Genomic DNA, 24,498 nt, shown 5'->3' with positions numbered 1-24,498 from the left:
CTATCATAAATCAGGAATTAGTGTAAGGTGATTGGCTGACTTCATTCATTATCAAAGTTCGCAATCGCTTACTTGTTTTTTATCAAAGAAAAATACCCTAAATCCAGAAAAGAGGAAAGCCATGGATCACTTAGATTATCAATTACTGACTTTATTGCAACAAGACGGACGTAGCTCGATCAAGCATTTGAGCGAACGCTTATTTATTAGTGGTCCGGCCATCTCACAACGAATCAAACAGCTAGAAGAGCAACAAGTGATTACCGGCTATCACGCTTCTTTAGATTACGAACAAACAAATCTAGCGATCAAAGCCTATGTTCAAATATCTGTTGAGCCACAACAAAAACCACAATTCTATACCTATATTCAAGATATTCCCAATATTTTGGAATGTGATTGCGTGACTGGTCCCTATTCTATGCTCTTAAAAGTCGTCTTTCCAACGACTTCAGCATTGGATCATTTTATTAACCGTATCCAAAGTTTTGGTCGAACGAATACGCAGATCGTCTTCTCAACCCCACTACCTTCTCGTGGTTTTACATTCAAAAAAAGAGACGAGCAACTTGATTAAGTGCTCGTCTCTTTTTTTGTTCCAGTTTTGCCATGATGCACAGTCACTGGGCAAATATATTCATTTTCGGTCGGTTGTTTGTTCAACCGTTGTTCGAGTACCTCGATTGCTTGTAGCGCCATCATTTTTATCGGTTGAACAATCGTCGCAAGCTCAGGAAATAACGTGCGCATTAACGTAGTCCCATCATAACCTACGATCAGCAAGTCTTCTGGCACACGGTAGTGTTTTTGCTGGGCAATCTGATAGATCATCATCGCATCGACATCATTTGATGCAAAAATCGCTTCAACCGTTGGATGTTCCTCAAATAAACGTTGAAAAATAGTTTGCTTTTCTTCATAGGAAATATTGAAATCGACAATAATCGTTTCGGGTTTCAACCCGTGAGCTTTCATCGTCGCTTCATACGCTTGACGTCGACGCATTGCCGGCGTATCTAAATCAGCTGGACCATTCGTATGTAAAATCACTTTAGCACCTTGTTTGATCAGTAATTCAGTTGCTTTTTGACCACCTAAATAATTATCTGATTCAATGATCGGAATATCTTGGTTCATCACACGATCGATCGCTACAATCGGTAAATGTTCGTATCGATACTCCTCAATTCCTTGATTATGTGCCCCTACAATTAAACCATCTACTTGTTCGTTCAGTAATTGATTTAGATAATCTGTTTCTTTTTGACGATTATTCATCGAGTTGCCAATAATGACCTTATACCCTCTTTGATAGAGCTCATTTTCTAAAATAGCAACTAATTCTCCAAAAAATGGGTTGGCTACGGTCGGAAAAATCAAGCCGATCAAATTGGTTTTTTTATTGTAAAGTTGTCTTGCTACCACGTTAGGTTGGTAATTTAATTCTTGCATCGCCGCTTCGACTTTTTCAATGGTTTCTTGACTTAAATAGCCTCGTTTGTTTAAGACTCTAGATACCGTCGTTTTTGATACATTTGCTAATTTTGCTACATCTTCTAGTTTTGGTCGCATGCTGTCACTCCTTAAAAAAATCCCCGTCATACACAAAGGCATCACGGGGCAATCGCTTATTCTTGTAACAAACGTAGTCCTAATGCAAAGTTTCCTAAAGTTGCAGATCCATTATTTTGGATCAGAGGACGTGTAATGTATTTTTCTAATGGAGGCAATTCAACGTAATCGTTTAGCATTTCAGCTGTTTTTTCACGGATCTTAGTCAACAACACGTCATTGACCACGCTACCACCAAAAACGATTTTATCTGGACGTGTAATCAGTGTTGCCTGAATCACTGCTTGAGCTAAATAATATGCTAAGATATCCCAAACTGGATCAGTTAAGGGTACGGTTTCGCCTTTTTGACCTAAACGTGCTTCAAAGGTTGGTCCAGCAACTAGGCCTTCTAAACAATCCCCATGATACGGACAGATACCGTCAAAATTTAGATCTTCTGGATGGCGTTTTACAAACGTATGTCCCATTTCTGGATGACCTGCATCGCCTAAAAGACGACCTTCAATCACTGCACCACCACCAACTCCTGTTCCGACAGTATAGTAGACAACCGAGTCGATTTTTTCATTTGTCAATGTCGACATGATGTATTCCCCATATGCTGATCCGTTTACATCTGTAGTAAATGCTGCTGGAACACCTAATGATCGTTCCAACTGACCTAGCAAATCGGTATCTTGCCAGCCTTTTTTCGGTGTTGTCGTAATATACCCATATTTTGGTGAGTGCTTACGAATTTCGATTGGGCCAAAAGATGCTACTCCTAATGCCTCGATGTCGAATTGTTTAAAATAGTCGATTGTTTTCGCAATCGTTTCTTCAGGTGTCGTAGTTGGGATCGTCACCTGATCTTTCACACGATAGTCTTCATCGCCTACTGCACAAACGAACTTTGTACCGCCTGCTTCAATACTTCCAATTAACAAAATGGAACCCTCCTTAGATATACGTAATAGCCTCACTTTCCAAAGCGTACACTGTATGCGCAATCGTCGTTTTTTGATCCACAGTCAAACGACATGCTAATGGCACTTCAGAATAATAACGCTCAGTAAATACCGTTTCACCATCATTGAGGAAAATCTCAATCGAACTTGTGTCGATAAATACTTGACATGAGAAAACTTTCTCCTCTTGGATTGTACCATATCGGGCTTCGTTATTGTCGTTTCTACGTAAAATTAATTCACGATTTTTTGGTTCATAACTAAGCGTGATCACTTGGGCTATATTTGTTTCAAAAGATAACGTCCAAGCTGTGTTTGCAGCCATCTGTTCAAAGTCAAATACTAATTCATGATGTCTTAATGCTGAAGCGATTTCTAGTTTTGTCTCGACAGTTTGAACGGTATCACTTTCTTGTTCTTGACGCAAAGCAATTAATTCACGTGCTGGTTTCATATACAGATGTCCATTTTTTAAAGACAGTTCACGCGGTAACGTCAATGCACCCGCCCAGCCATCTGCTTGCTCTGGCATGTCGCTTTCCCACATATCCATCCAACCAAATACTAGACGACGACCGTCAGGAGCTTGTGTAGTTTGTGTCGCATAAAAATCATGACCACGGTCCAATTCTTTAAATTCTTTATGTGTATATGTCATGTCAGATTCATTCAACGTTCCTACAAAGTAGCCTGTTTGAAAAAGATTCAAATATTCTTTCCCGCATGCTTCGATTCCTTGTGGCGATAATAATAAAACAGCTGAACCATCTAATTCAAAAAAGTCTGGGCACTCCCACATAAATCCTTCTTTAGCTAAACTTTTTGCTTTCGTCATTGGACCAACATAATCCCAATTTAGTAAATCTTTAGAACGATAGACAATTACGCGGCCTAGTCCATCGTTTTCTTGACTCCCTAGGATCATGTAATAAACACCATTTTGTTCCCAAACTTTAGGATCACGAAAATGATGCGTATTATCTGCAGGTTCTTTTGCAATCACTGGATTGTGTTCGTATTTTGTAAAATGAATTCCATCTTTACTGTAGGCCATATTTTGATTTTGCCAGAAATGATCAGGATCGTTATCTCCATAATAGTGATGTCCTGTATAAAATAAGTAAAGCGTATCATCTTTTACGATCGCGCTACCAGAAAAACAACCATCTTGATCTTCCACATCCCCTGGTGTTAGTGCGATCGGTAACGTTTCCCAGTGAACGAGATCTTTACTTCTCGCATGTCCCCAATGCATTGGGCCCCATTTGGCACTGTAAGGATGATGTTGATAAAAAATATGATAATACCCTTGAAAATAAACGAACCCGTTTGGATCATTGATCCATCCATTACTTGCCATCACATGATAGCCTAAACGATAGCGTTCATTATTTACTTTAATAAATTCTTTTTCCATTTCAATTCCTTCTTTCTTTATCTAATCTGTATGTTTTTAATTTTATTGTCGAATGAATGGGTCACCTAAAACATCTTGATCGTCGTTTTTCAATAAGAATGCTGCAAAAATACCTGAAACCAATACGATCAATGAAATAATTCTAAAAGTCATAGTAAATCCAACATTGTCCCGCAAGATTCCTAATGGTGTCGATAAAATGACTTGTCCAACTTGAGCGGCAATTTGAAAACCGATCATATAAAGTGTAGCAGACAATTTCGTATCAAAATGAAGAGTGAAATAACGAAACATTGGTAAAATAAACATTGGAACTTCTAGTGCGTGAAGCATTTTGATCATCGATACAGCAACTGGACTAGTCGTTACACTACATAACCCAATACGTAAGCACATGATCGTAACACCGATCAATAGCGTTTTCTTTACACCGATTTTGCGCATGATCAATGGAACGACGCCTAACATGGCTGCTTCACAAAAAACTTGGACAGAATTGAGTGTTCCATAAACTTGTTGACCTACTTCTTGAGAAGAAAATAGATTAGTATAAAACCCTGGAAACATCTGTTGATCAAATACATTATAAAACGTCCAAGTAAACATGATAAAAATAATAACGACCCATAATTGCTTTAGTTTTAATAACGAAAACATTTCACCTAAAGAAGGAACTGTTGATTCTGTAGAAGCATCACTTAATTTATCAATGGCTTCACGCTCTGCTTTTGGTTTCCAAAAAAGAACGTTTACTAATAAACATAATCCAAAGAATGACCCTGCCCAAAAGTTTAAATTGGGATTAATAACGAATAAAAAGCCAGCTAATAATGCAACAATAGCATATCCAAATGATCCCCACGCACGCGCTTGTCCATACTCAAAATCAAACAAGCGACTAAACCGTTCTGAAACAGCCTCAAAGATTCCGACTGCTGAAAGGTAGCCTGCAGATAACACAATCGCCCCTACAACAATACCGATATTGAATTGACTACGAAGTAACGGACCATAAACGTAGATAAAAAACGGACCGATTAAGGTAGCGATTACAGAAGCAAAAACCAAAAGTGAACGTTTGATCACTAATTTATCTTGGACAGCACCGTAGATGAACATCAAGACTAACGTCACAAGTGAATTCACTGAAAACACAGTTCCAACTTGACTACCAGACAGACCTAACCCACTTTTTGGAGTCGTTAACCATAATTGGAAAAATGACCACCAAACACCCCAAGATGCAAAGAACAACATTAACGTGACAGAACTTTGTAAATAAGATTGATTTTTAAAAGCCTTTTTTAATTTCGACATCTTCTTTTCCTCCAGATCGATTATACTAACCGGTTGACACAAAAAAATATAAGCGCTTTCTATAATTGGATTATAAATCGCTTTCAAAAATATGTCAACCGGTTATCACAAAAAAATAGAAAAAAAACTCGACACCTAATAAGTGTCGAGTTTCTACTCAATTTAATTAATGGCTTCTCCGCCAGTTACACCATATATTTGAGCCGTAACGTAACTTGCTTTATTTGAAGCTAAAAATACATATACAGGAGCTAATTCTACTGGTTGTCCTGCACGTTCTAATAATGTATTTTGCCCAAATTCAGGTAAGTCCTCTTCTGGTTGCCCACCATCTAATTGTAGTGGTGTCCAGATTGGTCCTGGTGCTACACCATTAACACGGATTCCTTTATCCGCTAATTTTTTTGCTAACCCAATCGTAAAGTTGGTTACAGCAGCATTTGTTGAGGCATAGTCTAGTAATCCTGGGCTAGGATTAAATCCTTGGATTGACGTCGTCGTCACAATCGCACTACCGGGAGGCATATGTGGTACTGCTTCTTTTACTAAAGCAAACATGGCGATAATGTTCACTTTATAGGTTTCTTCTACTTGTTTCATGGTCAAGTCTTCTAAAGTTGGTTGAGAGATTTGTTGTGCAGCATTTAAAATCAATGTATCTAGTCCACCAAATTCTGAAACAACTTTTTCCACCATTTCTTTCGAGTGGTCGCCTTCTTTAAAATCATATCCTAAAAGGAGTGCTTTTCGTCCTTCTTTTTCAACGAGTTCTGCAACTTCTTTTGCATCAGTCTCTTCACCAGGTAAAAATTGAATCGCTACGTCTGCTCCTTCTCTAGCAAAAGCAATCGCAGCTGCCCGACCAATCCCAGAATCGGCACCTGTAATCAATACACGGCGATTTTCTAATTGATGGTTTCCTTCATAACTGGTTTCACCACAATCGGGAAGTGGTCCCATTTTATCGTCTAATGCTGGTGTATCTTGATCTTGCTTTGGAAATTTTTCAGTGTGGTACATTTTTCTTGGATCAACTAAATGTGGTTTTGTCATAAGTTTTACTCTCCCTTAGTGTTCGTTTTTATTATTGTTATAATAGTGACGCGATACTTGAATGAGTTTCTTTGTTTCAATAATCCATAAAGTTAACTTACTAATGATTTCCTGTGCTCGATCACTGTACTCCCCCTCTTTATATTCGAGCTAATACAATTAGACTATCGTGTTTGTGAAATTTTGGCAAAAATTTTGCTTTTAAGCGATTTACTTGACAAATTCACCTTCACATAGAGTTTTTCATTTGGTAGACTGTACACAAAGGGAGGGATTTATTATGGAAGAACAATCATTTAGAACAGTGCCCCAAGAAATCAAAGGCTGGAATTGGGGAGCATTTATGTTCAATATTTTGTGGGGAATTGGAAATAAAACCTACTTACCGCTATTATGTTTAATTCCGATTTTTAATTTAGTTTGGATTTTTGTTTGTGGTTTTAAAGGAAACACTTGGGCTTGGCAAAAAGGGGATTATCAAGATGTTGAAACTTTTTTAGCTGTTCAAAAAACTTGGAACCGTGCAGGAATCGTCTATTTTATTATTAGTATCGCGTTATTATTCCTTTACATTTTCTTTATCGGTACCATGTTGACATTTTTTATTAACGGATTCAATGAAATTTCAAACACTTCTTATTATAATTAAACCAAAAATAGGCGTATGACAAAAAAGTTCCTTTTGAAGTACGATTTATTTTTTTTAGGGTGTGTGACAAACTTCTGTCACACACCCTATTTTTTAATGATTGATATCGAACATATGTCGATAGATTTCCAAAAAATTCCGACGTAATGTATGGGGATTCATCCATTGTTTTTGATCAAACTTCGCTTTAAATATTCCATTGCAATAACGACTGGTTAAATTCGATTTAAAAATGAGGTGCTGAGAAAACGTAGCTTTGGTGTATTCTCTACATTCAGCATTCAAGTTGTAATTGATGTCTTTTAATATATCCATCGCTTGTGTAATTTCTCCATCATCTAAATACTGGTTGCCTTCACTTATTTTTGCTAAATATTGATCGACTTGCTGATTGATCGATTGATCCGAAACAGTGATTTTATCAAACTGAAAGACTGTTGTCTTCATGTTTTCACATTCCTCTCTTGTTGCATATTCCTTGAGACATTCCCCTATTCGAGTATACTATAACAATCAAAATTTTATAGTAAAGACTTACGTAAATAGCGAGATCACAACAAAAAGAAACATATATAACGTTATTTTATAAAATATAATACTTGGTTAATTTACTAGAAACACTAGTTTAACAAGCTTTCACAAACTCATTAAATAGCTATCGTTATCGTTGGATGTATTCTGTTCATTTTATTCGTCTTTTCCAAAAAAAAATGACCTTATTCTAACCTTACTCAGACGTTAGGCTAGATACAATCCAGATAATGATGCAAAAAAAAGGAGAAACCCTAATTCATCAAGGTTTCTCCTAGTAATTCTTACTCTGCTTCTTCTTCGGCCATGAAGGTGTTAAATACTTCTTCGATCATGTCCCATTCTTTTTCAGTTTCGATTTGTTCTAGATCGCCTTCCATGCCGTCTTCTTTTTCAACGTAAGCATAGGCTAATAATTCTACGTCTTCATCTTCTGGAACTCCAGCTGGATAAAGTAATACGTAGTTGCGACCAAACTCTTCTTGGCCATCGATTGTTAATAGAATTTCGTATAACGTTTCGTTACCTTCGTTATCGACTAATGTAATATGTTCATGTCCTTCATGATCGTGATCATGATTATGATCGTGTGTATGTTCTGCCATTATTTTTCCTCTTTTCGTTGTTTTAAAATAGTTTTTTACCCGGACCGTCAAGATAATTTTGTAAAATCATCACTGCAGCAACCTTATCGATTACTTTTTTACGTTTTGCGCGTGAAGTATTGGCTTGCTCCACAAGCATCCGTTCTGCTTGAACCGTAGTCAACCGCTCGTCTTGATAGTCGACAGGTAAACCAAACAATTCTTCTAACTGTTTCCCGTAAGCCATTGATGCTTCGGCACGCGGACCAATCGAATTGTTCATATTTTTAGGAAGTCCTACGACAAAACGAGAAATTTCATAATCCGCAACTAATTCTTTGACGCGATCAAACCCAAATTGGCCTTCATCTTCATTGATACGAATAATTTCAACACCTTGCGCGGTCCATCCCATTGGATCACTTACGGCGATTCCCACTGTGCGTGATCCAACATCTAATCCCATAATTCGCATTACATATTAACCCCATGATTTCCCAGATATTCACGAATCAATACTTCTAAGATTTCATCTCGTTCATAACGGCGAATTAAATTTCGTGCATCTTGGTAACGCGGAATATAGGCTGGGTCACCCGAAAGTAGATATCCTACGATTTGGTTAATCGGATTATAACCTTTTTCCTCTAGTGCAGTGTACACAATCGCTAACGTCTCGCTCACTTCTCGCTTGCGGTTGTCTTCAAAATCAAACCGAACTGTCTTATCTGTAAATCCCATAGTACGACACCTCTTTCGTAAAAGAATACTGTTCTTCTTTCCTATTGTACTAAAAATAACGAAAAACTACAATTAAATCCTTCTATTGAATACTAAAAAGTCCGATACACATATTCATTTTTAGGCGCATCGATTTTTTTGATTTTTTCTACTTTAACAGTCGGCAAATCCCTTTGGAACGGCTCATAGTAATCAGATTCAATGACGCCATCGATTGAAAACCATTCATTATCAGCAACAGTGGCACCATCTGGTAACACGATACGTAACCCGAATACACCTGAATCTGCCACGCAATGGATGATTCCAAAGCGGAATAAAAAGTCACCTTGATTTTTTGGCGCTTTAAATAAAAAACCTTCATAATGAATCGGGCGATTGATAAATTCACTTGGATAATTATAAATCAGTTCCATCACTTCTAAATAATTGTCATCTGTAACAATCAATTTTCCATCTTTGATGTATTTTTTGCGTAAGCCATCCATTTGTTTTTGATAATCTTCTTTATTGTAATAAATACTCGTGTTTGGCTGTAGGTACTGCGTATTCATTTCAGGATCGCCCACAGATTCTTTACTAACTGGAAATTGAAATCCTTTGGCTTGTACGATCGTCGCATCTAAACTTACTGTTGGAAATAATAGACCGACAATCAGTGGTAAAAGCAGTAACGTATAGGCAATCACCTTTTGCGGTCGCGATAAGTGATGATCATGATCGTGGTCGTGATCATGCGTGTGCGCTTGTGCTTTTTTGGGATCTTCTTTGACCCAAAAATACATTTGAATCAACCCTAACAATAACGACAATACCATCGAAATAATCGCTAGATATTGGTAATGGATATTGATAAATTGATCTAATTTACCAGTCAATTGTAAATACATCATCATTTGGCTGTAGCCAATCAAAATTAAACTTCGAATCATCTTTTACACCACCCAAGCAAAAATCGTGACGACAATCGCAATCAATGAGACCAGTTGGACGATAAATTTAGTTCCAAAATAACGTTTCATCATCAATAAATTTTTGATATCGACCATTGGACCAAAAACCAAAAAGGCAATGACCGGTGCTACACCAAATAAACTCAATAAGCTGCTCCCAATAAAAGCATCGGCTTCAGAACACAGCGACATAATGACTGCTAGAGCTAACATGACTAAAATCGCAAATAATTTAGTCGATCCTAATGTCAAAATAATACTAGTTGGCAAATAGACTTGTAAGCCTGAGGCAATCAATGCCCCAATAATCAAATAACGTCCAGTATCAAAAAACTCATCGATGCTGTGTTCAAACATGTGACTGATTTTTTGCATCTTCTTGACTTGAGGTTTGTGGGTACATGTTTCATTTGTCAGACTGTGTTCATGATGGGTATGAGTAGTCTGGTACGATTCTTTTAACGGATTTTTAGTATAAATATACGCCAACCAAATCCCAACAACTAAAGCGACTAGTAAACTTCCTGTCACACGTAACAAGACAAATTTCCATGAATTGCTAAAAGCAATAAATGTCGAAAATAATACGATCGGATTGATAATTGGTGCCGTTAGCATGAATGGAAAAGCTGTATAGGTTGGCACTTCTTTTTTTAAAAATTGATGAACAATCGGGACGATCCCACATTCACATGATGGGAAAAACACCCCTAGGACTGACCCAACAATGATTGCTAAAAATTTATTTTTCGGTAATAGTTTATTCACACGTTCTGCACTTAAAAAGACATGCAAAAAGCCTGAGATCAAACATCCCAATAACACAAAGGGTAATGCTTCGATCACGATCGACAAAAAAATCATGCCCATCTGCAAAATCGAAGTTGGCAATGACTCAAACATAAGATTCTCCTTTTGATTTACTTTGATCCTTTTCAAACGATACACTTAAATCGTCTAAAAAACTAGTACTGATGTATTTTTTTAATAAAATGTAAAAAACCACATACCGCTTAGAGGCATGTGGTTGTGTTTACTTATATAATTTCGTCCGTAAACGTAGTGGTATCACCAGAATGAAGGAAGTAAATCAATGTTTGGAGCTCATTGGTTAAATCAACATTTTGCACTAAAATATCACTTGATGCTGTAATTCGAGCAGGTGTGAAGTTTAAGATCCCCTTGATCCCCGCTTCGACCAATTCATTGACAACATCTTGTGAACGTTGTGCAGGAACGGTTAAAATCGCGATATCAATTTGCTGAATGGCGATCTGCTCTTTCATGTCTGTCATTGGATAAACTGGAATGCCATCGACGATTCGACCCACGATATCTGGATTCACATCAAATGCTGCACTCACACGGATACTATTACTTTGATGAAACTTATATTTTAATAGCGCGCTTCCTAAATTCCCGACGCCTATTAAAGCGACATTAGTCATATGATCATCATTTAATGTACGTGCAAAGAATTGCATCAAGTCATTAACGTCGTATCCATATCCGCGTTTTCCTAACTCCCCAAAGTAAGAAAAATCGCGTCTGATCGTCGCACTATCGACTTGTACAGCTTCACTTAACTCTGTTGATGATACTTTCTTTTTCCCCGCGTCATTTAAAATTCTTAAATAGCGATAATACAAAGGCAACCGCTTAGCTGTTGCTTTTGGAATTTGATTGTCTTTCAAAATTAAAACCCTCCATTGTGAACAATTCACTAGTACAAGTGTTATAATACAAAATTCACGTGTAAAAGGCAATTTGATTGCTCAAAATTTAGCAATTTTTCACAAATTTCTTTTCACTACTTCTCACAAGTATCGCTAGTTTTAGCAAAATATGATAGACTAAGCATGCACAAATCCTATTATTACACGGATTTAAGATCAATTGCTATTACGATACAGCAAAGAAAGAGGATCCTATGATTTTATTACAAGTCAATCAAGTTGCCCGATTATTTGGTGCAGATGTTTTATTTCAACAAATTCAAATGGAAATCAGCCAACATGCTAGAATTGGCTTAGTTGGGCGTAACGGTGCTGGAAAATCCACCTTACTCAAGATTATCGCTGGCGTGGAACAACCCGATGAAGGCGCCGTCATCAAGACAAAACAAGCTACACTAAGTTACCTAGCACAAGATACCGGACTGATTTCAGATAAAACAGTCTACGATGAAATGCTCGATGCTTTTTTTGATATTCGTCAGTTAGAAGAAAAAATGCGCAAAATGGAATACAAAATGGGCGAAATTGATCCTACTACAACAGCCTATACCCAACTTTTAGCAGAATACGACCGAATCCAACATGAATTTACTGAGCGTAACGGTTACGGTTATGAAAATGAAATCCGCTCTGTCTTACACGGATTTCAATTTGACAAGTCATTTTATGACCAAGCGATTGCGACCCTTTCTGGTGGCCAAAAAACCCGATTAGCCTTAGCGAAAATGCTCTTACAAAAACCGGATATCTTAATTTTAGATGAGCCGACAAACCATTTAGATATCGCAACACTCTCTTGGCTTGAAACCTACTTGCAAGGCTATAGTGGTGCGTTACTGATCGTCTCTCACGATCGCTATTTTTTAGATAAAGTAGTCACCGAAGTCTATGAACTTAGTCGCCATAAGATGCGCCATTACAAAGGAAACTATAGTCGTTACCTTGATGAAAAAGCTGCACAACTTGCTACAGATATGAAAGCTTTTGAGAAACAACAAGACGAAATCGCAAAATTAGAGGATTTTGTTGCGCGTAATCTAGTGCGTGCCTCTACGACAAAACGCGCCCAAAGCCGTCGAAAACAATTAGAAAAGATGGATCGTCTCGATCGGCCACAAGGTGATGAAAAGTCTGCTCATTTCTTATTCGAAGTCGAAAAACCCTCAGGCAATATCGTCTTACAAGTTGCAGATGCTGCTATTGGATATGAAGATACAGTGTTAGCCGAGCCAATCAACCTTGATATTCGCAAACACGATGCAGTCGCGTTAGTCGGCCCAAATGGAATCGGAAAATCGACTCTGCTAAAATCGATCATTCACAGACAACCGTTTTTAAAAGGAACTGCAACCTTTGGCGCTAACGTTTCTGTCGGTTACTACGATCAAGGACAAGCTGAACTTTCGCTGCGCAAGACGATTTTACAAGAACTATGGGATGCGCATCCTACGCTACCAGAAGGTCAGATCCGGACTGTTTTGGGTAGTTTCTTATTTTCTGGCGAGGATGTGGAAAAACCCATCGGCTTATTAAGTGGTGGTGAAAAAGCGCGTGTTGCTTTGGCAAAACTTGCGATGGATCATGACAATTTCTTGATGCTAGACGAACCGACAAACCATTTAGATATCGACAATAAAGAAGTACTGGAAAATGCGTTGATCGATTACGATGGTACGATCTTCTTCGTTTCGCATGACCGCTATTTCATTAATCGAATCGCCTCGACGGTTGTTGAATTATCTGAAGAAGGTTCCCGTGTCTTTTTAGGTGATTACGATTACTATCTAGAGAAAAAACAAGAAGAAGCTGAGTTACAGGCATTGCTAGATAAGCCAAGTGTCGAAACGGTCGTCTCTGAAGGCAAGCAAAATTTTCAACAATCAAAAGAAAAACAAAAAAAAGTCCGTCAACTGCAACGAAAAATCGATGAGATCGAAGCACAACTGTCGGATCTAGAAAATGAACATCGTCAGTGTCAAGAAGAAATGGTGAAATCAGAAAACTTGAACAATCATGTCCTCTTGCAAGAGCTGACAGAAAAAACGAATACGATCGAAGCACAACAACTCCAGTTAATGGAAGAATGGGAAACGGTTAGTTTAGAATTGGAAGAAGAATCCGTGTAAAAGCGGATGATGAGGGAAAAGATGAAAAAATTTATTGGGGATCGTGCATTTTATCTGCACGTATTAACGATCGCGGTCCCGATTATGATCCAAAATGCCATTACAAATTTCGTGGGTTTACTCGATAATTTAATGGTTGGTCAAATCGGTACCGCACAAATGTCGGGTGTCGCTATTGTCAATCAACTGATTTTTGTTTTTAACTTAAGTATTTTTGGGATCGTTTCTGCTGCGAGTATTTTTGGGACGCAATTTTATGGAAAACGAGATTTCGTCGGGATGCGTGACGCGTTTCGCTTCAAGTTAGTTGGCAATGCACTAATGTGTATAGTAGCCATCTTAGCCTTATGGTATGCACAAGATTACTTGATCTCTTTATATCTACATGGAGATACAGAGATTCAACAATTGCAACTAGCCCACGATTCCGCACGTGACTTTTTATGGATCATGTTGTTCACCTTACCTTTTTTTGCGCTCTCTCAAAGTTATGCGAGTTCATTGCGTGAAATGGGGAAAACCATTGTACCAATGTTTGCCAGTAGTACGGCTGTTATTATCAATACCGCGCTGAATTTTTTACTGATTTTTGGATTATTCGGCTTTCCCAAATTAGGTGTTGTTGGTGCTGGTATCGCAACTTTGGTGGCCCGTATTTTGGAATGTGCGATCACTGTCATTTGGGTGCACGCGCATGCAACTGAGCACCCTTTTTGTCTACACGTTTATCGGCAATTTCATATTCCGTGGTCATTGTCAAAACGTATCTTGGTCAAAGGTTCTCCTTTGATGGCCAATGAAATTTTGTGGGCGATCGGCCAAACAATGATTCTCCAAGCGTATTCAGTTCGTGGATTATCTGTCATCGCATCGTTAAATATCGCTTCGACAGTTTCAAATTTGTTTAATATCGTTTATATGGCTTTAGGTAGTGCGGTAGCTGTCATTATCGGCCAATTGCTTGGATCAAATAAGATGCAAGAGGCACGTGATGCAGCTCGCAAATTATTATTTTTTGCGGTGATGAGCTGTTTCACGATCGGGATCATTATGCTAATCGTTGCCCCCTTATTTCCTGCTGTCTATCAGACTGAACCCGAAGTCAAAGAACTTGCCAGTAAGTTTATTCAAATTGCAGCGATCTGTATGCCTCTTTATGCGTTTAATCATGCGAGTTACTTTATTTTGCGCTCTGGCGGCCAAACGTTTATTACCTTTTTATTCGATAGCGTCTTTGTCTGGACGATCACATTTCCGTTAGCTTACGTCTTGAGTATGCACACGGCACTTTCGATCGTTTTTGTTTACTTTATCTGTCAAGCGGTCGAGTGGATCAAAAGTTATCTAGGCTATCGTTTGATTCGTTCTGATGCCTGGATGAAAAACGTCACCCAAACGATTTAAAAGGAGGAGCATAATGCAATTACGTAGATTAGAAGCAAAAGACAATCAGCAGTTGGCTGATTTGATTCGAAAAAGTTTAGAAGAAGCCGATCTAGCGATTCCTGGAACAGCCTATTTTGATCCGGAATTAACTACGCTTTATTCGTATTATGATCAAGCAAAGGCTGCTTATTGGGTCATTTCCGATCAAGGAACTATTATCGGTGGGATCGGTATTGCACCATTAGCCGGTGTGTTGCGAACATGCGAATTACAAAAACTGTATGTATCTTCTGCCTATCAAAAACAAGGACTTGCCCAAAAACTTATGGAAACAGCCCTTTCGTTTGCTAGTCAGCAGTATGAAGTTTGTTATTTAGAAACACATCATTCACTAGAAGCTGCCTGTCGATTATATGAACGCTTTGGATTTCAAGCATTATCTGCACCGCTTCTTGATACAGAACATCAGGCGATGGATCGTTGGTATCAAAAGAAATTTTACGCAAACTAAAAAATAGGACACAAAAAGGTGTAGTACATCACTCCTTTTTTGTGTCCTATTTTTGGTTAACGATCCGTTAATTACGATACATCTTCAATTCTAAAAATAGATCATTATAGATTCCTAGATACTCAGGACCCAGGTCTTTGTAGACTTCCATTTTTTTCAAGGCATCTTCTGACGGATAAAATTGTTTATCTTCAGTAATGTCTTTTGGCAACAATTTCAATGCCGCTTCATTTGGTGTCGAATACCCAATGTATTCTGCATTTTGAGCTGCATTTTCTGGTCGTAGCATAAAATTGATGAAGGCATACGCACCTTCTTTATTTTGGACCGTTTTAGGAATCACGATATTGTCAAACCAAAGATTGGTTCCATCATCTGGAATGACATAGTGTAGATGCTCATTTTCAGCCATCATATCGGCTGCTTCACCTGAAAACGTCACGGCAACCGCACTTTCTTCGTTTTCCATATACATTTTGATTTCATCTGCAACAATCGCTTTGATATTTGGTGTCAGTTTTTTTAATTTATCATAAGCTTGATCTAATTGATCCATCTGTTTACTATTTAAAGAATAACCTAGACTATTCAAGCCTAATCCAATGACCTCACGCGCACCGTCAATCAACATAATATTATCTTTTAACTCTGGGCGCCACAAATCATTCCAAGACGTAATGTCTTTTCCATCGACCATCTTATCGTTATAGACGATGCCTAATGTTCCCCAAAAGTATGGAATCGAGTATCGATTATCCGTATCAAAATCAAGATTCAAAAAGCGTGGTTCGATATTTTCTAATCCGGTGATTTGTTTGTGATCCAAAGGAGTTAACAAATTCGCTTTGATCATTTTTTGGATCATGTATTCACTAGGAATCGCAATATCATACGCCGTGCCACCTTGTTGGATTTTCGTAAACATCGCTTCGTTTGAATCAAATGTGTCATAATTGACTTTATAGCCAGATTCTTGTTCGAATTTCTTCAAAAGCGCTGGATCGATATAGTCGCCCCAATTGTAAATATTTACAACCTTCGCACCAGACATTCCAGTTGACCGTTCTAATTGATGTGCGGTGGCAATCAATACAAAGATCACAGCGACAATCCCGATAATTAAAGAAGTCAATTTTCTCATCGTAAAATCGTCGCCTCCACTCTAGTCTTTTTCGCACGTTTTGGTCGATTGTCTTTACTGATAAAGTAATACCCGATCACTAATAACATGGAGAATAAAAAGACTAACGTACTTAACGCATTGATCTCTAAACTGATTCCTTGTCTTGCTCGGGAATAGATCTCCACCGATAACGTAGAAAAACCATTTCCAGTTACAAAGAACGTTACTGCAAAATCATCTAGTGAATACGTAAAGGCCATAAAATAGCCGGCAATGATCCCTGGAGATAGATATGGCAAGATGATATTTTTCACGACTTGAACTTGATTGGCACCTAAATCACGGGCTGCATCGATCATCGAATCATTCATCTCTTGTAATTTAGGCATGACCATCAAGACAACGATGGGGATACTAAAGGCAATATGTGACAATAGAACACTGAAAAAGCCTAAACTAAATCCTCGGATCCACGAGCCGATCAATGTGAAAAAGATCAAAAAGCTGGCACCGATAATAACATCTGGTGAAACCAATAAAATATTGTTTAACCCTAAAAACAGCGCGCGTGTTTTACGTTTTTTCGTGTAATAGATCATCATCGCACCGATCGTACCGATTGCTGTTGCCATCAGTGAAGATAAAAAAGCCAACATAAACGTATCAAGTACAATAATCAATAAGCGAGTATCTTCAAATACGGAACGATAATTATCCCAAGTAAAACCAGTAAACTCATTCATCGTGCCCCCATCATTAAATGAATAGTAGATCAAATAAAAAATCGGCGCATAGAGCACAATAAAGACAAGTAAAAGATAAAGATTGGACCATTTAAATGCGGTTAATTTTTTCATTTGCTTCCTCCTTTACCTTTACGCGATTCACCAGTAAAGAACATCACGATAAACATGGCAATAATCAAGACGACACCGATCGTCGATCCCATTCCCCAGTTTTGTGTCACCAAGAAATGTTGTTCGATCGCTGTTCCTAATGTAATCACACGATTTCCACCAATCAAACGTGTCAGCATGAATAAGGAAAGTGAGGGAATAAAAACAGCTTGTACCCCGCTTTTTACCCCACTTAAAGACAATGGAAAAATCACGCGTCGAAATGTCTCAAATGAATTCGCTCCTAGATCCCGGCTCGCACTGATCAAAGATGGATTCAATTCTTCTAATGCATTGAAAATCGGCATGATCATAAATGGCAACTCAATATAGGTCGCAACCGTTAAAAAACTAAAATCAGTAAATAAAATCTGTTCTGGTCCGATCCCAAATAACCCCAAGAAATTATTGATGCTACCGTGAATACCAAAAATCCCAATAAAAGCATACGCTTTTAGCAATAAATTGACCCAAGTAGGCAAAATAATCAGCAACAACCATAAATTTTTATGTTTGAGTTTCGTCAAAAAGTAGGCTGTTGGATAACTGATGATCAAGGTAAATAAGGTAATCAAAAAGGCATACCATACAGAATTTAAGGTCATCGTTAGGTATTTTCCTGAAGTGAAATACGTTTGATAATTGATCAAAGAAAACTGACCATCGATGTTAAAAAATGATTGATAGACAATCAACAAGACCGGTGCGATCACAAATAGCAACAGCCAAAAAAAATACGGGATCGCATACAACGGGCGTTTTTTAGTCATGTGCTTCCTCCTATTCTTCGTAACTTTCTAGACGAGCATCAAAATCTTCTTCAGACTCATTAAAGCGCATGACGTGGATATCTTCTGGCTCAAAATCTAATCCGATCTGACTACCTTCTTTTGCTTTTTTCGTTGAATGGACCATCCATTCGTTGCCTTGTTCATCATAACAAATGATTTCATAATGAACGCCACGGAATAATTGAGTATCGACATTGACACTCAGCTTGCCTTTTTCTACTGTAGTCAGTGAGAGATCTTCTGGTCGAATCACGACTTCTACTGGTTCATTTTGACGCATGCCACCGTCGACACATTCAAAGACTTTTCCGACAAATTCGACTTTATTGTCTTCAATCATCACACCATTAACAATATTGCTTTCGCCAACAAAATCTGCCACAAAATGATTGATCGGTTCATCATAAATATCCACCGGTGTCCCACTTTGAACGATCTTTCCTTTATTTAATACAAAGATTTCATCACTCATTGCTAGTGCTTCTTCTTGATCGTGTGTGACAAAAATAAAGGTGATCCCCAAGCGTTGTTGTAATTCGCGCAGCTCGTATTGCATATCTGTTCGCAGCTTTAAATCAAGCGCAGATAATGGCTCATCAAGCAATAATACTTTAGGTTCATTAACGATCGCTCGAGCAATCGCCACTCGTTGACGTTGACCACCAGACATTTCACTGATTTCTCTTGTTTCATATCCGGCTAGTTGAACAAGTTTTAAGGCCTCCGTTACTTTTTTAGCAATTTCAGCTTTAGGTAATTTTTTTATTTTAAGTCCAAACGCTACATTATCAAACACATTCATATGTGGAAATAAAGCATAATCTTGAAAGACCGTATTCACTTGGCGTTGGTTTGCTGGAACGTCATTGATTCGCTTTCCTTCAAAAAACACATCCCCTTGCGTAGCCTCTGAAAACCCTGCGATGATCCGTAAAATCGTCGTTTTCCCGCAACCAGAAGGGCCTAATAAAGTGTAAAACCTTCCCTCTTCGATTTCAAAATTGACTTTTTTTAAAATCACTTCATCATCATATTGCTTCACGACATTTTGGAATGAAATAATTGGTTTCCCCATTTGTTTCCTCCTTCTCATTTTTCCTATACACGTACTAGTACTTTCTTGTACAAAACATACTGCTTAAGAATAGAATTTTTTTCAAAAAAACACAAGTCTAGAAGGCTACGTTTTGTTAAAAAATCACGAAAATCTAACCAAATTTTCCGTTGAAAAACAAAAATTATGTTATGATATTCGTGATTTACAGATTACAAAACACAATTGTATACACTCAAGGAGGAACTCCATGCGGATCTTAGTCACTCTAGGCGGAACAAGCGAATCGATCGATCAAGTTCGCGAAATTACCAATCAATCAACAGGACAACTTGGCACGTTTATCGCCGAACACTTTTTAGCTCAAGGTGCAGTCGTAGATGCTGTCGTTACCAAGTATGCAAAACATCCCAAAATGCATCCTAACCTTTCTTTACATTTAATACACGATACTCAGGATCTCACGCACACATTAAATCACTTGTTGCAGCTTCATCCCTATGATGCAGTCATCCATAGTATGGCTGTCAGTGATTTTACACCTAAAGTCACCTTATCTGAAGCGCAATTATTAGCCGCGATGAATGCATGGCTAATCGAGCATCCTAACGAACCTTTTTGTGCTGACTGGTTTCACACACTGCATGTGCAAACTGAAAATAAAATTTCATCTGCCACCGACCATTTGACTGTCATTTTAGAAAAAACACCTAAAGTCATCCAAATGATCAAACAACTACAACCAGATACCTTGTTAGTCGGATTTAAATTGCTCGTAGGTGTTTCAAAAGAAGAACTGTTAACGGTAGCGGCCAATGCATTGGCGAAAAATCAAGCTGATTTTGTGTTAGCCAATGATTTGAGTGACATCAATCAAAAGCAACATATCGGCTACTTGCTCAATCAAGATGGGATCGTCGCCAAAGCTACCCAAAAACCAGCTATCGCGCAGATGATCTGTAACACATTAGTCCCTATTTTAAATGAAAGAAGGAACCAAGCATGACCAAACGCATTGTTTTAGGTGTAAGTGGCAGCATTTCTGCCTATAAAGCAGCCGATTTGACGAATGAATTAACTAAAGCTGGCTATGAAGTCGATGTCTTAATGACCCAAAGTAGCCAAGCCTTTATTACCCCACTTACCTTGCAAGCACTCTCTAAACGCAAAGTACATATAAGTGTTATGGATGAAGAACAACCGGAAAAAATCAATCATATCGAGTTGGCTAAACAAGCCGATTTGTTTATCGTCGCTCCAGCTACAGCAAATATCATTGCCAAATTAAGTCATGGACTTGCAGATGATCTGATTACGACCGTTGCCTTAGCTTTACCAAACGATGTCCCTAAATTGATTGCTCCAGCGATGAACACCGTAATGTATGAACATGTCTTGACACAAAAAAATCTTGCTTCCTTAAAGGAAATCGGCTATGATGAAATTCTTCCAAGACAAGCATTATTAGCTTGCGGCGATTACGGACGAGGTGCGCTCGCGTCACTCGATACGCTCTTGGAAGCCATCCATACTAAATTTAAGGCATAATCAGGGGGAACTTGTCATGAATCGTCGATCAAAACACTTCGACTTGGTATTAACCGCATTTTTTTTAGCTATTTTATTGTTATTAGCATCTGTACCGTTTTTAGGCTTTATTCCTTTAGGACCAATTAACGCAACGACGATGCACATTCCTGTAATCATCGCTTCTATCGTATTAGGACCGAGATTGGGAGGATTTTTAGGGCTATGTTTTGGCATTATGAGCATGATCCGCTCTACTGTGATCATCACACCGCTCTCATTTGTTTTCTCACCTTTTATCGCTCCGATTGGCGCTGAACACGGAAGTCTCTTTGCTTTATTTGTTGCATTGATCCCGCGAATCTTGATCGGGATCGTTCCTTTTTATGTCTATCGCGCCACGATGAAACTGACAAAAGAACGGTATCAACCAGTAGCGCTCTTTATCGCTGGGATTTGCGGTGGATTGACCAATACGATTTTAGTCATGAATGGAATCTACTTTTTCTTTCAAGGTCAATATGCACAACTGATTGGAAAAAGTGGAGCTGCAGTATATACTGCCATCAACGGCATTATTTTAACGCAAGGAATCCCAGAAGCTCTAGTCGCTGGGATCGCAACGGCGGCGATCGCTACCGTATTATTAAAATTATATCAACGAACGCAATAAAAAATAGACCTTCAGGAAATGTGGCCACTCGTTTACCGATTGTGCCACTCACCTGAGGGTCTGTTTTTATTGTTCGCCGATAATCCGAACTTCCGTTTCTAGCGTAACATCGAATTGCTCTTTGATCACTTTTTTGATATGTGCAATTAATTGGATATAATCTGTTGCTGTCGCATGATCGATATTGACGATAAAGCCTGCGTGTTTCATCGAAATCTGCGCGCCTCCTAAAATCATCCCTTGTAATTTTGCATCTTGGATCAATTTTCCAGTAAAGTGCCCTTCTGGACGTTTGAAGACACTCCCACAAGACGGATATTCAAGTGGTTGTTTTTCTTCACGTAATCGTGTCAATTCTTGTACTTTTTCATCGATCGTGATTTGCTCACCTATTTTTAGAGCAAACGTCACCGATAAAATGATCCCTTTTTGTTCTTGAAGTGCGCTATGTCGATAAGAAAAATCCATCTCGTCTAGCATCAATGTCTGAATTTCTCCTGTTTCATCTAAATACTCACAGCTGACAAAGACATCTTTGATCTCCCCACCATACGCGCCAGCATTCATATATACAGCGCCACCAATACTTCCTGGTATCCCGCAAGCAAACTCTAGACCAGTTAGCGTATGTTTAGCAGCAGCTTTTGACACGTCGATCAAGCGCGCCCCTGCTTCGACCGTGATCATCGTGTGCTCGATCGTCATGGTCTTCATTTTTGTCAACATCAAGACCACTCCACGAATTCCACCATCACGCACAATCAAGTTACTCGCATTGCCTAAGACGATCCAAGGTACGTTGTGTGTCTTACAATACTGTACGACTTGTTCTACTTCATGTTTTGTTTTGGGAAAGATCAAGTAATCTGCTGGCCCGCCTGTTTTGGTATAGGTATACTTCATCAACGGTTCATGTGTCAAAATCTCCATGTTTGGAAATTCCATCGTTAATCTTGCATTGTCCATTTTGTACATTCCCTCTCTTTTTTAGCATCTGTTATAGTGTAGCATGATTTGCTTGTTCTTGCCTTAATTTCCTTTAAAAGCTTAAGAAAGATTTGGATAGCTTTCATTTAAAAACAAGATTCAGTAAAATAGAGGTAAGCAAGGAGGAATACAGATGAAATTTATTTCGTGGAACGTCAACGGCTTACGTGCTGTTATGAAAAAAAACTTTATGGACATTTTCGAAGAATTCGATGCTGACTTTTTCTGTCTACAAGAAACCAAACTACAAGAAGGCCAAATCGAAATGCCGCTAACTGGCTATCATCAGTATTGGAACTATGCTGAAAAAAAAGGGTATTCTGGAACGGCTATTTTTACAAAGCATCAGCCACAAAACGTTACGTATGGGATCGGAATCACAGAACATGACCAAGAAGGACGGGTCATTACTTTAGAATATCCACAAGCCTTTGTGGTAACGTGTTATACACCAAACTCACAAAACGAGTTAAAACGTTTAGACTATCGAATGGATTGGGAAGATGCGTTTTTAGCGTATCTAAATACCTTAAATACAAAAAAACCTGTCATTTTATGTGGAGATTTAAATGTCGCACATCAAGAAATCGATTTGAAAAATCCTAAAACGAATCAAAAAAATGCTGGGTTTACCCCACAAGAGCGTGAAAAATTTACAGTCCTATTAGAAAATGGCTATATCGATACTTACCGCACTTTACATCCTGAACAAACTGGGGCTTACTCTTGGTGGAGTTATCGTTTTAATGCACGTAAAAATAACGCTGGATGGCGAATCGACTATTTTGTGATCAGCCAAGCGTTGCAACCTTATTTAAAAGAAGCCAATCTTTACCCGCAATTACTCGGTAGTGATCATTGTCCCGTTGAATTGGTATTAGATTTAGATATTACAACATGAATTTCTTAGCATTGGACTTTGAGACAGCTTCTTCAAAACCTCACAGTGCGTGTGCGATCGCGTTGACGATGGTCCGTGACAATCAAATCGTCGGTGAATTTTTTACACTGATCAAACCAGATAGTGAATTTTCACCACATACGATTCGTATCCACCATATCACACCTGAAATGGTGCAAACAGCACCCACTTTCGATCAGGTTTGGCCTGTAATCGCGCAATATTTTAATCCACATAGTTTGATTGTTGCGCACAATGCACCATTTGACAATCGCGTATTGAGTGCTTGTCTAGCTTATTATCATCTCGAACAACCTACTTATCTTACTTTAGATACAGTAAGGACGAGTCGTAAATGTTATCCTACGCTAGCCAACCATAAACTCAACACGGTCGCTGATTTTTTAGCTATCCCTCTAAATCACCATGATGCGCTAGACGATAGCCGTGTATGTGCTAAAATTTTGATCCATCAAGCACGTCATGTTGACGAATCCGTGTTGAGACCTTTTGTCTCACTCTATCCACATTAATGAAAAAAAACTGTAACAGAAGTAGATCGCTTAAAAAAAGCCGGATCATTTTCGACAATAGGTGCACCTATTGCGATAATGATTCGGCTTATTTACGGGATTACTTTTATACTTGCCATTCTTTTTTAATGAGTGTGACAGAAGTCTGTCACACTCATTTTTTCAAAGACATGAAGGTTACTGCTTCAAATGGCACTTGCGGCAATATCTTTGCCATTTTAAGATCAGAGTGAAATCCAAATTTTTCGTAAAGATGAAGAGCGGCTCGATTTTCTTTTAGTACGCTTAAACCTACTTGCGTTAATGTAGACTCTAATTGTAGCCATTCTAAAGCTTCTTCAACTAAAATAGACCCAATCTGCATATTTTGATAAGCTGGAGCAACGGCCACACCGACTTCACCGATTTGTGGTGTAATCTTTTGAATCGTCACTACACCAAGGCATTCCGTCGTTTTGGCAATTAAAAATAGGTGTTCTGTCGACTC

The 24,498-nt window shown here is 38.4% G+C and carries 28 protein-coding genes; 10 read left to right on the top strand and 18 right to left on the bottom strand.

Going from position 1 to position 24,498, the window contains the following annotated elements:
- The first annotated feature begins 121 nt into the window (after window positions 1–121).
- A complete protein-coding gene (locus QZ413_RS04890) occupies window positions 122–577 on the top strand; it encodes an Lrp/AsnC family transcriptional regulator (RefSeq protein ID WP_297077102.1) in 456 nt (151 codons plus the stop codon).
- On the opposite strand, the gene QZ413_RS04885 is transcribed toward QZ413_RS04890, so the two are convergent.
- From QZ413_RS04885 to QZ413_RS04865, 5 genes are all read right to left on the bottom strand, one after another.
- Window positions 574–1,572 (bottom strand): LacI family DNA-binding transcriptional regulator, encoded by a 999-nt coding sequence (locus tag QZ413_RS04885; RefSeq protein ID WP_297077101.1) that lies wholly within the window; start codon window positions 1,570–1,572, stop codon window positions 574–576. The genes QZ413_RS04890 and QZ413_RS04885 overlap by 4 nt on opposite strands.
- A gap of 56 nt (window positions 1,573–1,628) precedes the next feature.
- Window positions 1,629–2,501, bottom strand: coding sequence for a fructokinase ScrK (gene scrK / locus QZ413_RS04880; RefSeq protein ID WP_297077097.1), 873 nt, complete (start codon window positions 2,499–2,501; stop codon window positions 1,629–1,631).
- A 13-nt stretch (window positions 2,502–2,514) separates the two neighbouring features.
- Window positions 2,515–3,939: a sucrose-6-phosphate hydrolase gene (locus QZ413_RS04875; protein WP_297077095.1), complete on the bottom strand. Its 1,425-nt coding sequence runs from the start codon at window positions 3,937–3,939 to the stop codon at window positions 2,515–2,517.
- A 42-nt stretch (window positions 3,940–3,981) separates the two neighbouring features.
- On the bottom strand, window positions 3,982–5,256 hold the full coding sequence (locus QZ413_RS04870) for an MFS transporter (protein ID WP_297077093.1): 1,275 nt from the start codon (window positions 5,254–5,256) through the stop codon (window positions 3,982–3,984).
- Between the two features lie 162 nt (window positions 5,257–5,418).
- Window positions 5,419–6,309 carry an SDR family oxidoreductase gene (locus tag QZ413_RS04865; RefSeq protein WP_297077089.1) on the bottom strand — a complete coding sequence of 297 codons (891 nt, stop codon included), beginning with the start codon at window positions 6,307–6,309 and terminating at the stop codon, window positions 5,419–5,421.
- A gap of 280 nt (window positions 6,310–6,589) precedes the next feature.
- Here QZ413_RS04865 and QZ413_RS04860 point away from each other — a divergent pair, with 280 nt between their 5' ends.
- Window positions 6,590–6,958: a ribonuclease G gene (locus tag QZ413_RS04860; protein ID WP_297077086.1), complete on the top strand. Its 369-nt coding sequence runs from the start codon at window positions 6,590–6,592 to the stop codon at window positions 6,956–6,958.
- Between the two features lie 93 nt (window positions 6,959–7,051).
- Here QZ413_RS04860 and QZ413_RS04855 read toward each other — a convergent pair whose 3' ends face one another.
- The 7 genes from QZ413_RS04855 to QZ413_RS04825 form a co-directional block, all read right to left on the bottom strand.
- Window positions 7,052–7,405: a hypothetical protein gene (locus tag QZ413_RS04855; RefSeq protein WP_297077083.1), complete on the bottom strand. Its 354-nt coding sequence runs from the start codon at window positions 7,403–7,405 to the stop codon at window positions 7,052–7,054.
- Between the two features lie 368 nt (window positions 7,406–7,773).
- On the bottom strand, window positions 7,774–8,094 hold the full coding sequence (locus QZ413_RS04850) for a DUF1292 domain-containing protein (RefSeq protein WP_016185856.1): 321 nt from the start codon (window positions 8,092–8,094) through the stop codon (window positions 7,774–7,776).
- 22 nt (window positions 8,095–8,116) lie between these two features.
- Window positions 8,117–8,548 carry a Holliday junction resolvase RuvX gene (gene ruvX, locus QZ413_RS04845; protein WP_297077078.1) on the bottom strand — a complete coding sequence of 144 codons (432 nt, stop codon included), beginning with the start codon at window positions 8,546–8,548 and terminating at the stop codon, window positions 8,117–8,119.
- Window positions 8,548–8,814, bottom strand: coding sequence for an IreB family regulatory phosphoprotein (locus QZ413_RS04840; RefSeq protein ID WP_297077075.1), 267 nt, complete (start codon window positions 8,812–8,814; stop codon window positions 8,548–8,550). The genes ruvX and QZ413_RS04840 overlap by 1 nt, the downstream gene beginning before the upstream one ends.
- 92 nt (window positions 8,815–8,906) lie before the next feature.
- Window positions 8,907–9,746: a TIGR03943 family putative permease subunit gene (locus QZ413_RS04835; protein ID WP_297077073.1), complete on the bottom strand. Its 840-nt coding sequence runs from the start codon at window positions 9,744–9,746 to the stop codon at window positions 8,907–8,909.
- A gap of 3 nt (window positions 9,747–9,749) precedes the next feature.
- Window positions 9,750–10,670 carry a permease gene (locus QZ413_RS04830; protein ID WP_297077070.1) on the bottom strand — a complete coding sequence of 307 codons (921 nt, stop codon included), beginning with the start codon at window positions 10,668–10,670 and terminating at the stop codon, window positions 9,750–9,752.
- Window positions 10,671–10,804: 134 nt separating this feature from the next.
- Window positions 10,805–11,461, bottom strand: coding sequence for a redox-sensing transcriptional repressor Rex (locus tag QZ413_RS04825; protein ID WP_297077067.1), 657 nt, complete (start codon window positions 11,459–11,461; stop codon window positions 10,805–10,807).
- Window positions 11,462–11,697: 236 nt separating this feature from the next.
- Here QZ413_RS04825 and QZ413_RS04820 point away from each other — a divergent pair, with 236 nt between their 5' ends.
- The 3 genes from QZ413_RS04820 to QZ413_RS04810 are packed head-to-tail and all read left to right on the top strand — an operon-like array spanning window position 11,698 to window position 15,526.
- On the top strand, window positions 11,698–13,629 hold the full coding sequence (locus QZ413_RS04820) for an ABC-F family ATP-binding cassette domain-containing protein (RefSeq protein ID WP_297077063.1): 1,932 nt from the start codon (window positions 11,698–11,700) through the stop codon (window positions 13,627–13,629).
- A gap of 21 nt (window positions 13,630–13,650) precedes the next feature.
- Window positions 13,651–15,033, top strand: a complete 1,383-nt coding sequence (locus tag QZ413_RS04815) for an MATE family efflux transporter (protein WP_297077060.1) — start codon at window positions 13,651–13,653, stop codon at window positions 15,031–15,033.
- Window positions 15,034–15,046: 13 nt separating this feature from the next.
- Window positions 15,047–15,526, top strand: a complete 480-nt coding sequence (locus tag QZ413_RS04810) for a GNAT family N-acetyltransferase (protein WP_297077058.1) — start codon at window positions 15,047–15,049, stop codon at window positions 15,524–15,526.
- A gap of 67 nt (window positions 15,527–15,593) precedes the next feature.
- Here QZ413_RS04810 and QZ413_RS04805 read toward each other — a convergent pair whose 3' ends face one another.
- The 4 genes from QZ413_RS04805 to QZ413_RS04790 are packed head-to-tail and all read right to left on the bottom strand — an operon-like array spanning window position 15,594 to window position 19,411.
- Window positions 15,594–16,667, bottom strand: a complete 1,074-nt coding sequence (locus tag QZ413_RS04805; protein ID WP_297077056.1) for a PotD/PotF family extracellular solute-binding protein — start codon at window positions 16,665–16,667, stop codon at window positions 15,594–15,596.
- Window positions 16,664–17,506, bottom strand: coding sequence for an ABC transporter permease (locus tag QZ413_RS04800; protein ID WP_297077054.1), 843 nt, complete (start codon window positions 17,504–17,506; stop codon window positions 16,664–16,666). The genes QZ413_RS04805 and QZ413_RS04800 overlap by 4 nt, the downstream gene beginning before the upstream one ends.
- Window positions 17,503–18,315 carry an ABC transporter permease gene (locus QZ413_RS04795; RefSeq protein ID WP_297077052.1) on the bottom strand — a complete coding sequence of 271 codons (813 nt, stop codon included), beginning with the start codon at window positions 18,313–18,315 and terminating at the stop codon, window positions 17,503–17,505. Before QZ413_RS04795 ends, QZ413_RS04800 begins: the two co-directional genes overlap by 4 nt.
- A 10-nt stretch (window positions 18,316–18,325) precedes the next feature.
- The gene (locus QZ413_RS04790; protein ID WP_297077049.1) at window positions 18,326–19,411 is read right to left on the bottom strand and encodes an ABC transporter ATP-binding protein; all 1,086 of its coding nucleotides are present in this window, start codon (window positions 19,409–19,411) and stop codon (window positions 18,326–18,328) included.
- Between the two features lie 229 nt (window positions 19,412–19,640).
- On the opposite strand from QZ413_RS04790, the gene coaB reads away from it, so the two are divergent.
- Genes coaB through QZ413_RS04775 form a run of 3 tightly spaced genes read left to right on the top strand, consistent with a single transcriptional unit; the run spans window position 19,641 to window position 21,590 of the window.
- Window positions 19,641–20,396 (top strand): phosphopantothenate--cysteine ligase, encoded by a 756-nt coding sequence (gene coaB / locus QZ413_RS04785; protein WP_297077046.1) that lies wholly within the window; start codon window positions 19,641–19,643, stop codon window positions 20,394–20,396.
- On the top strand, window positions 20,393–20,938 hold the full coding sequence (coaC, locus tag QZ413_RS04780; RefSeq protein ID WP_297077043.1) for a phosphopantothenoylcysteine decarboxylase: 546 nt from the start codon (window positions 20,393–20,395) through the stop codon (window positions 20,936–20,938). The genes coaB and coaC overlap by 4 nt, the downstream gene beginning before the upstream one ends.
- 16 nt (window positions 20,939–20,954) lie before the next feature.
- Window positions 20,955–21,590: an ECF transporter S component gene (locus QZ413_RS04775; RefSeq protein WP_297077040.1), complete on the top strand. Its 636-nt coding sequence runs from the start codon at window positions 20,955–20,957 to the stop codon at window positions 21,588–21,590.
- Between the two features lie 66 nt (window positions 21,591–21,656).
- Here the strand turns inward: QZ413_RS04775 and murB are convergent, their stop codons facing one another.
- Window positions 21,657–22,556, bottom strand: coding sequence for a UDP-N-acetylmuramate dehydrogenase (gene murB / locus QZ413_RS04770; protein ID WP_297077037.1), 900 nt, complete (start codon window positions 22,554–22,556; stop codon window positions 21,657–21,659).
- A 154-nt stretch (window positions 22,557–22,710) separates the two neighbouring features.
- On the opposite strand from murB, the gene QZ413_RS04765 reads away from it, so the two are divergent.
- Together QZ413_RS04765 and QZ413_RS04760 are read left to right on the top strand one after the other, a co-directional pair.
- Window positions 22,711–23,478, top strand: coding sequence for an exodeoxyribonuclease III (locus QZ413_RS04765; protein ID WP_297077034.1), 768 nt, complete (start codon window positions 22,711–22,713; stop codon window positions 23,476–23,478).
- Window positions 23,475–24,011 (top strand): 3'-5' exonuclease, encoded by a 537-nt coding sequence (locus QZ413_RS04760; protein ID WP_297077031.1) that lies wholly within the window; start codon window positions 23,475–23,477, stop codon window positions 24,009–24,011. The genes QZ413_RS04765 and QZ413_RS04760 overlap by 4 nt, the downstream gene beginning before the upstream one ends.
- Window positions 24,012–24,165: 154 nt before the next feature.
- On the opposite strand, the gene QZ413_RS04755 is transcribed toward QZ413_RS04760, so the two are convergent.
- The coding region (locus QZ413_RS04755; RefSeq protein ID WP_297077028.1) for a GNAT family N-acetyltransferase at window positions 24,166–24,498 on the bottom strand (333 nt) is incomplete at its 5' end.

The sequence above is a fragment of the uncultured Enterococcus sp. genome (assembly GCF_913775425.1).
GTDB lineage: Bacteria > Bacillota > Bacilli > Lactobacillales > Enterococcaceae > Enterococcus_G.
The sequence above is the reverse complement of the archived record's forward strand: the minus strand, read 5'-3'. Positions and strand labels throughout refer to the sequence as shown.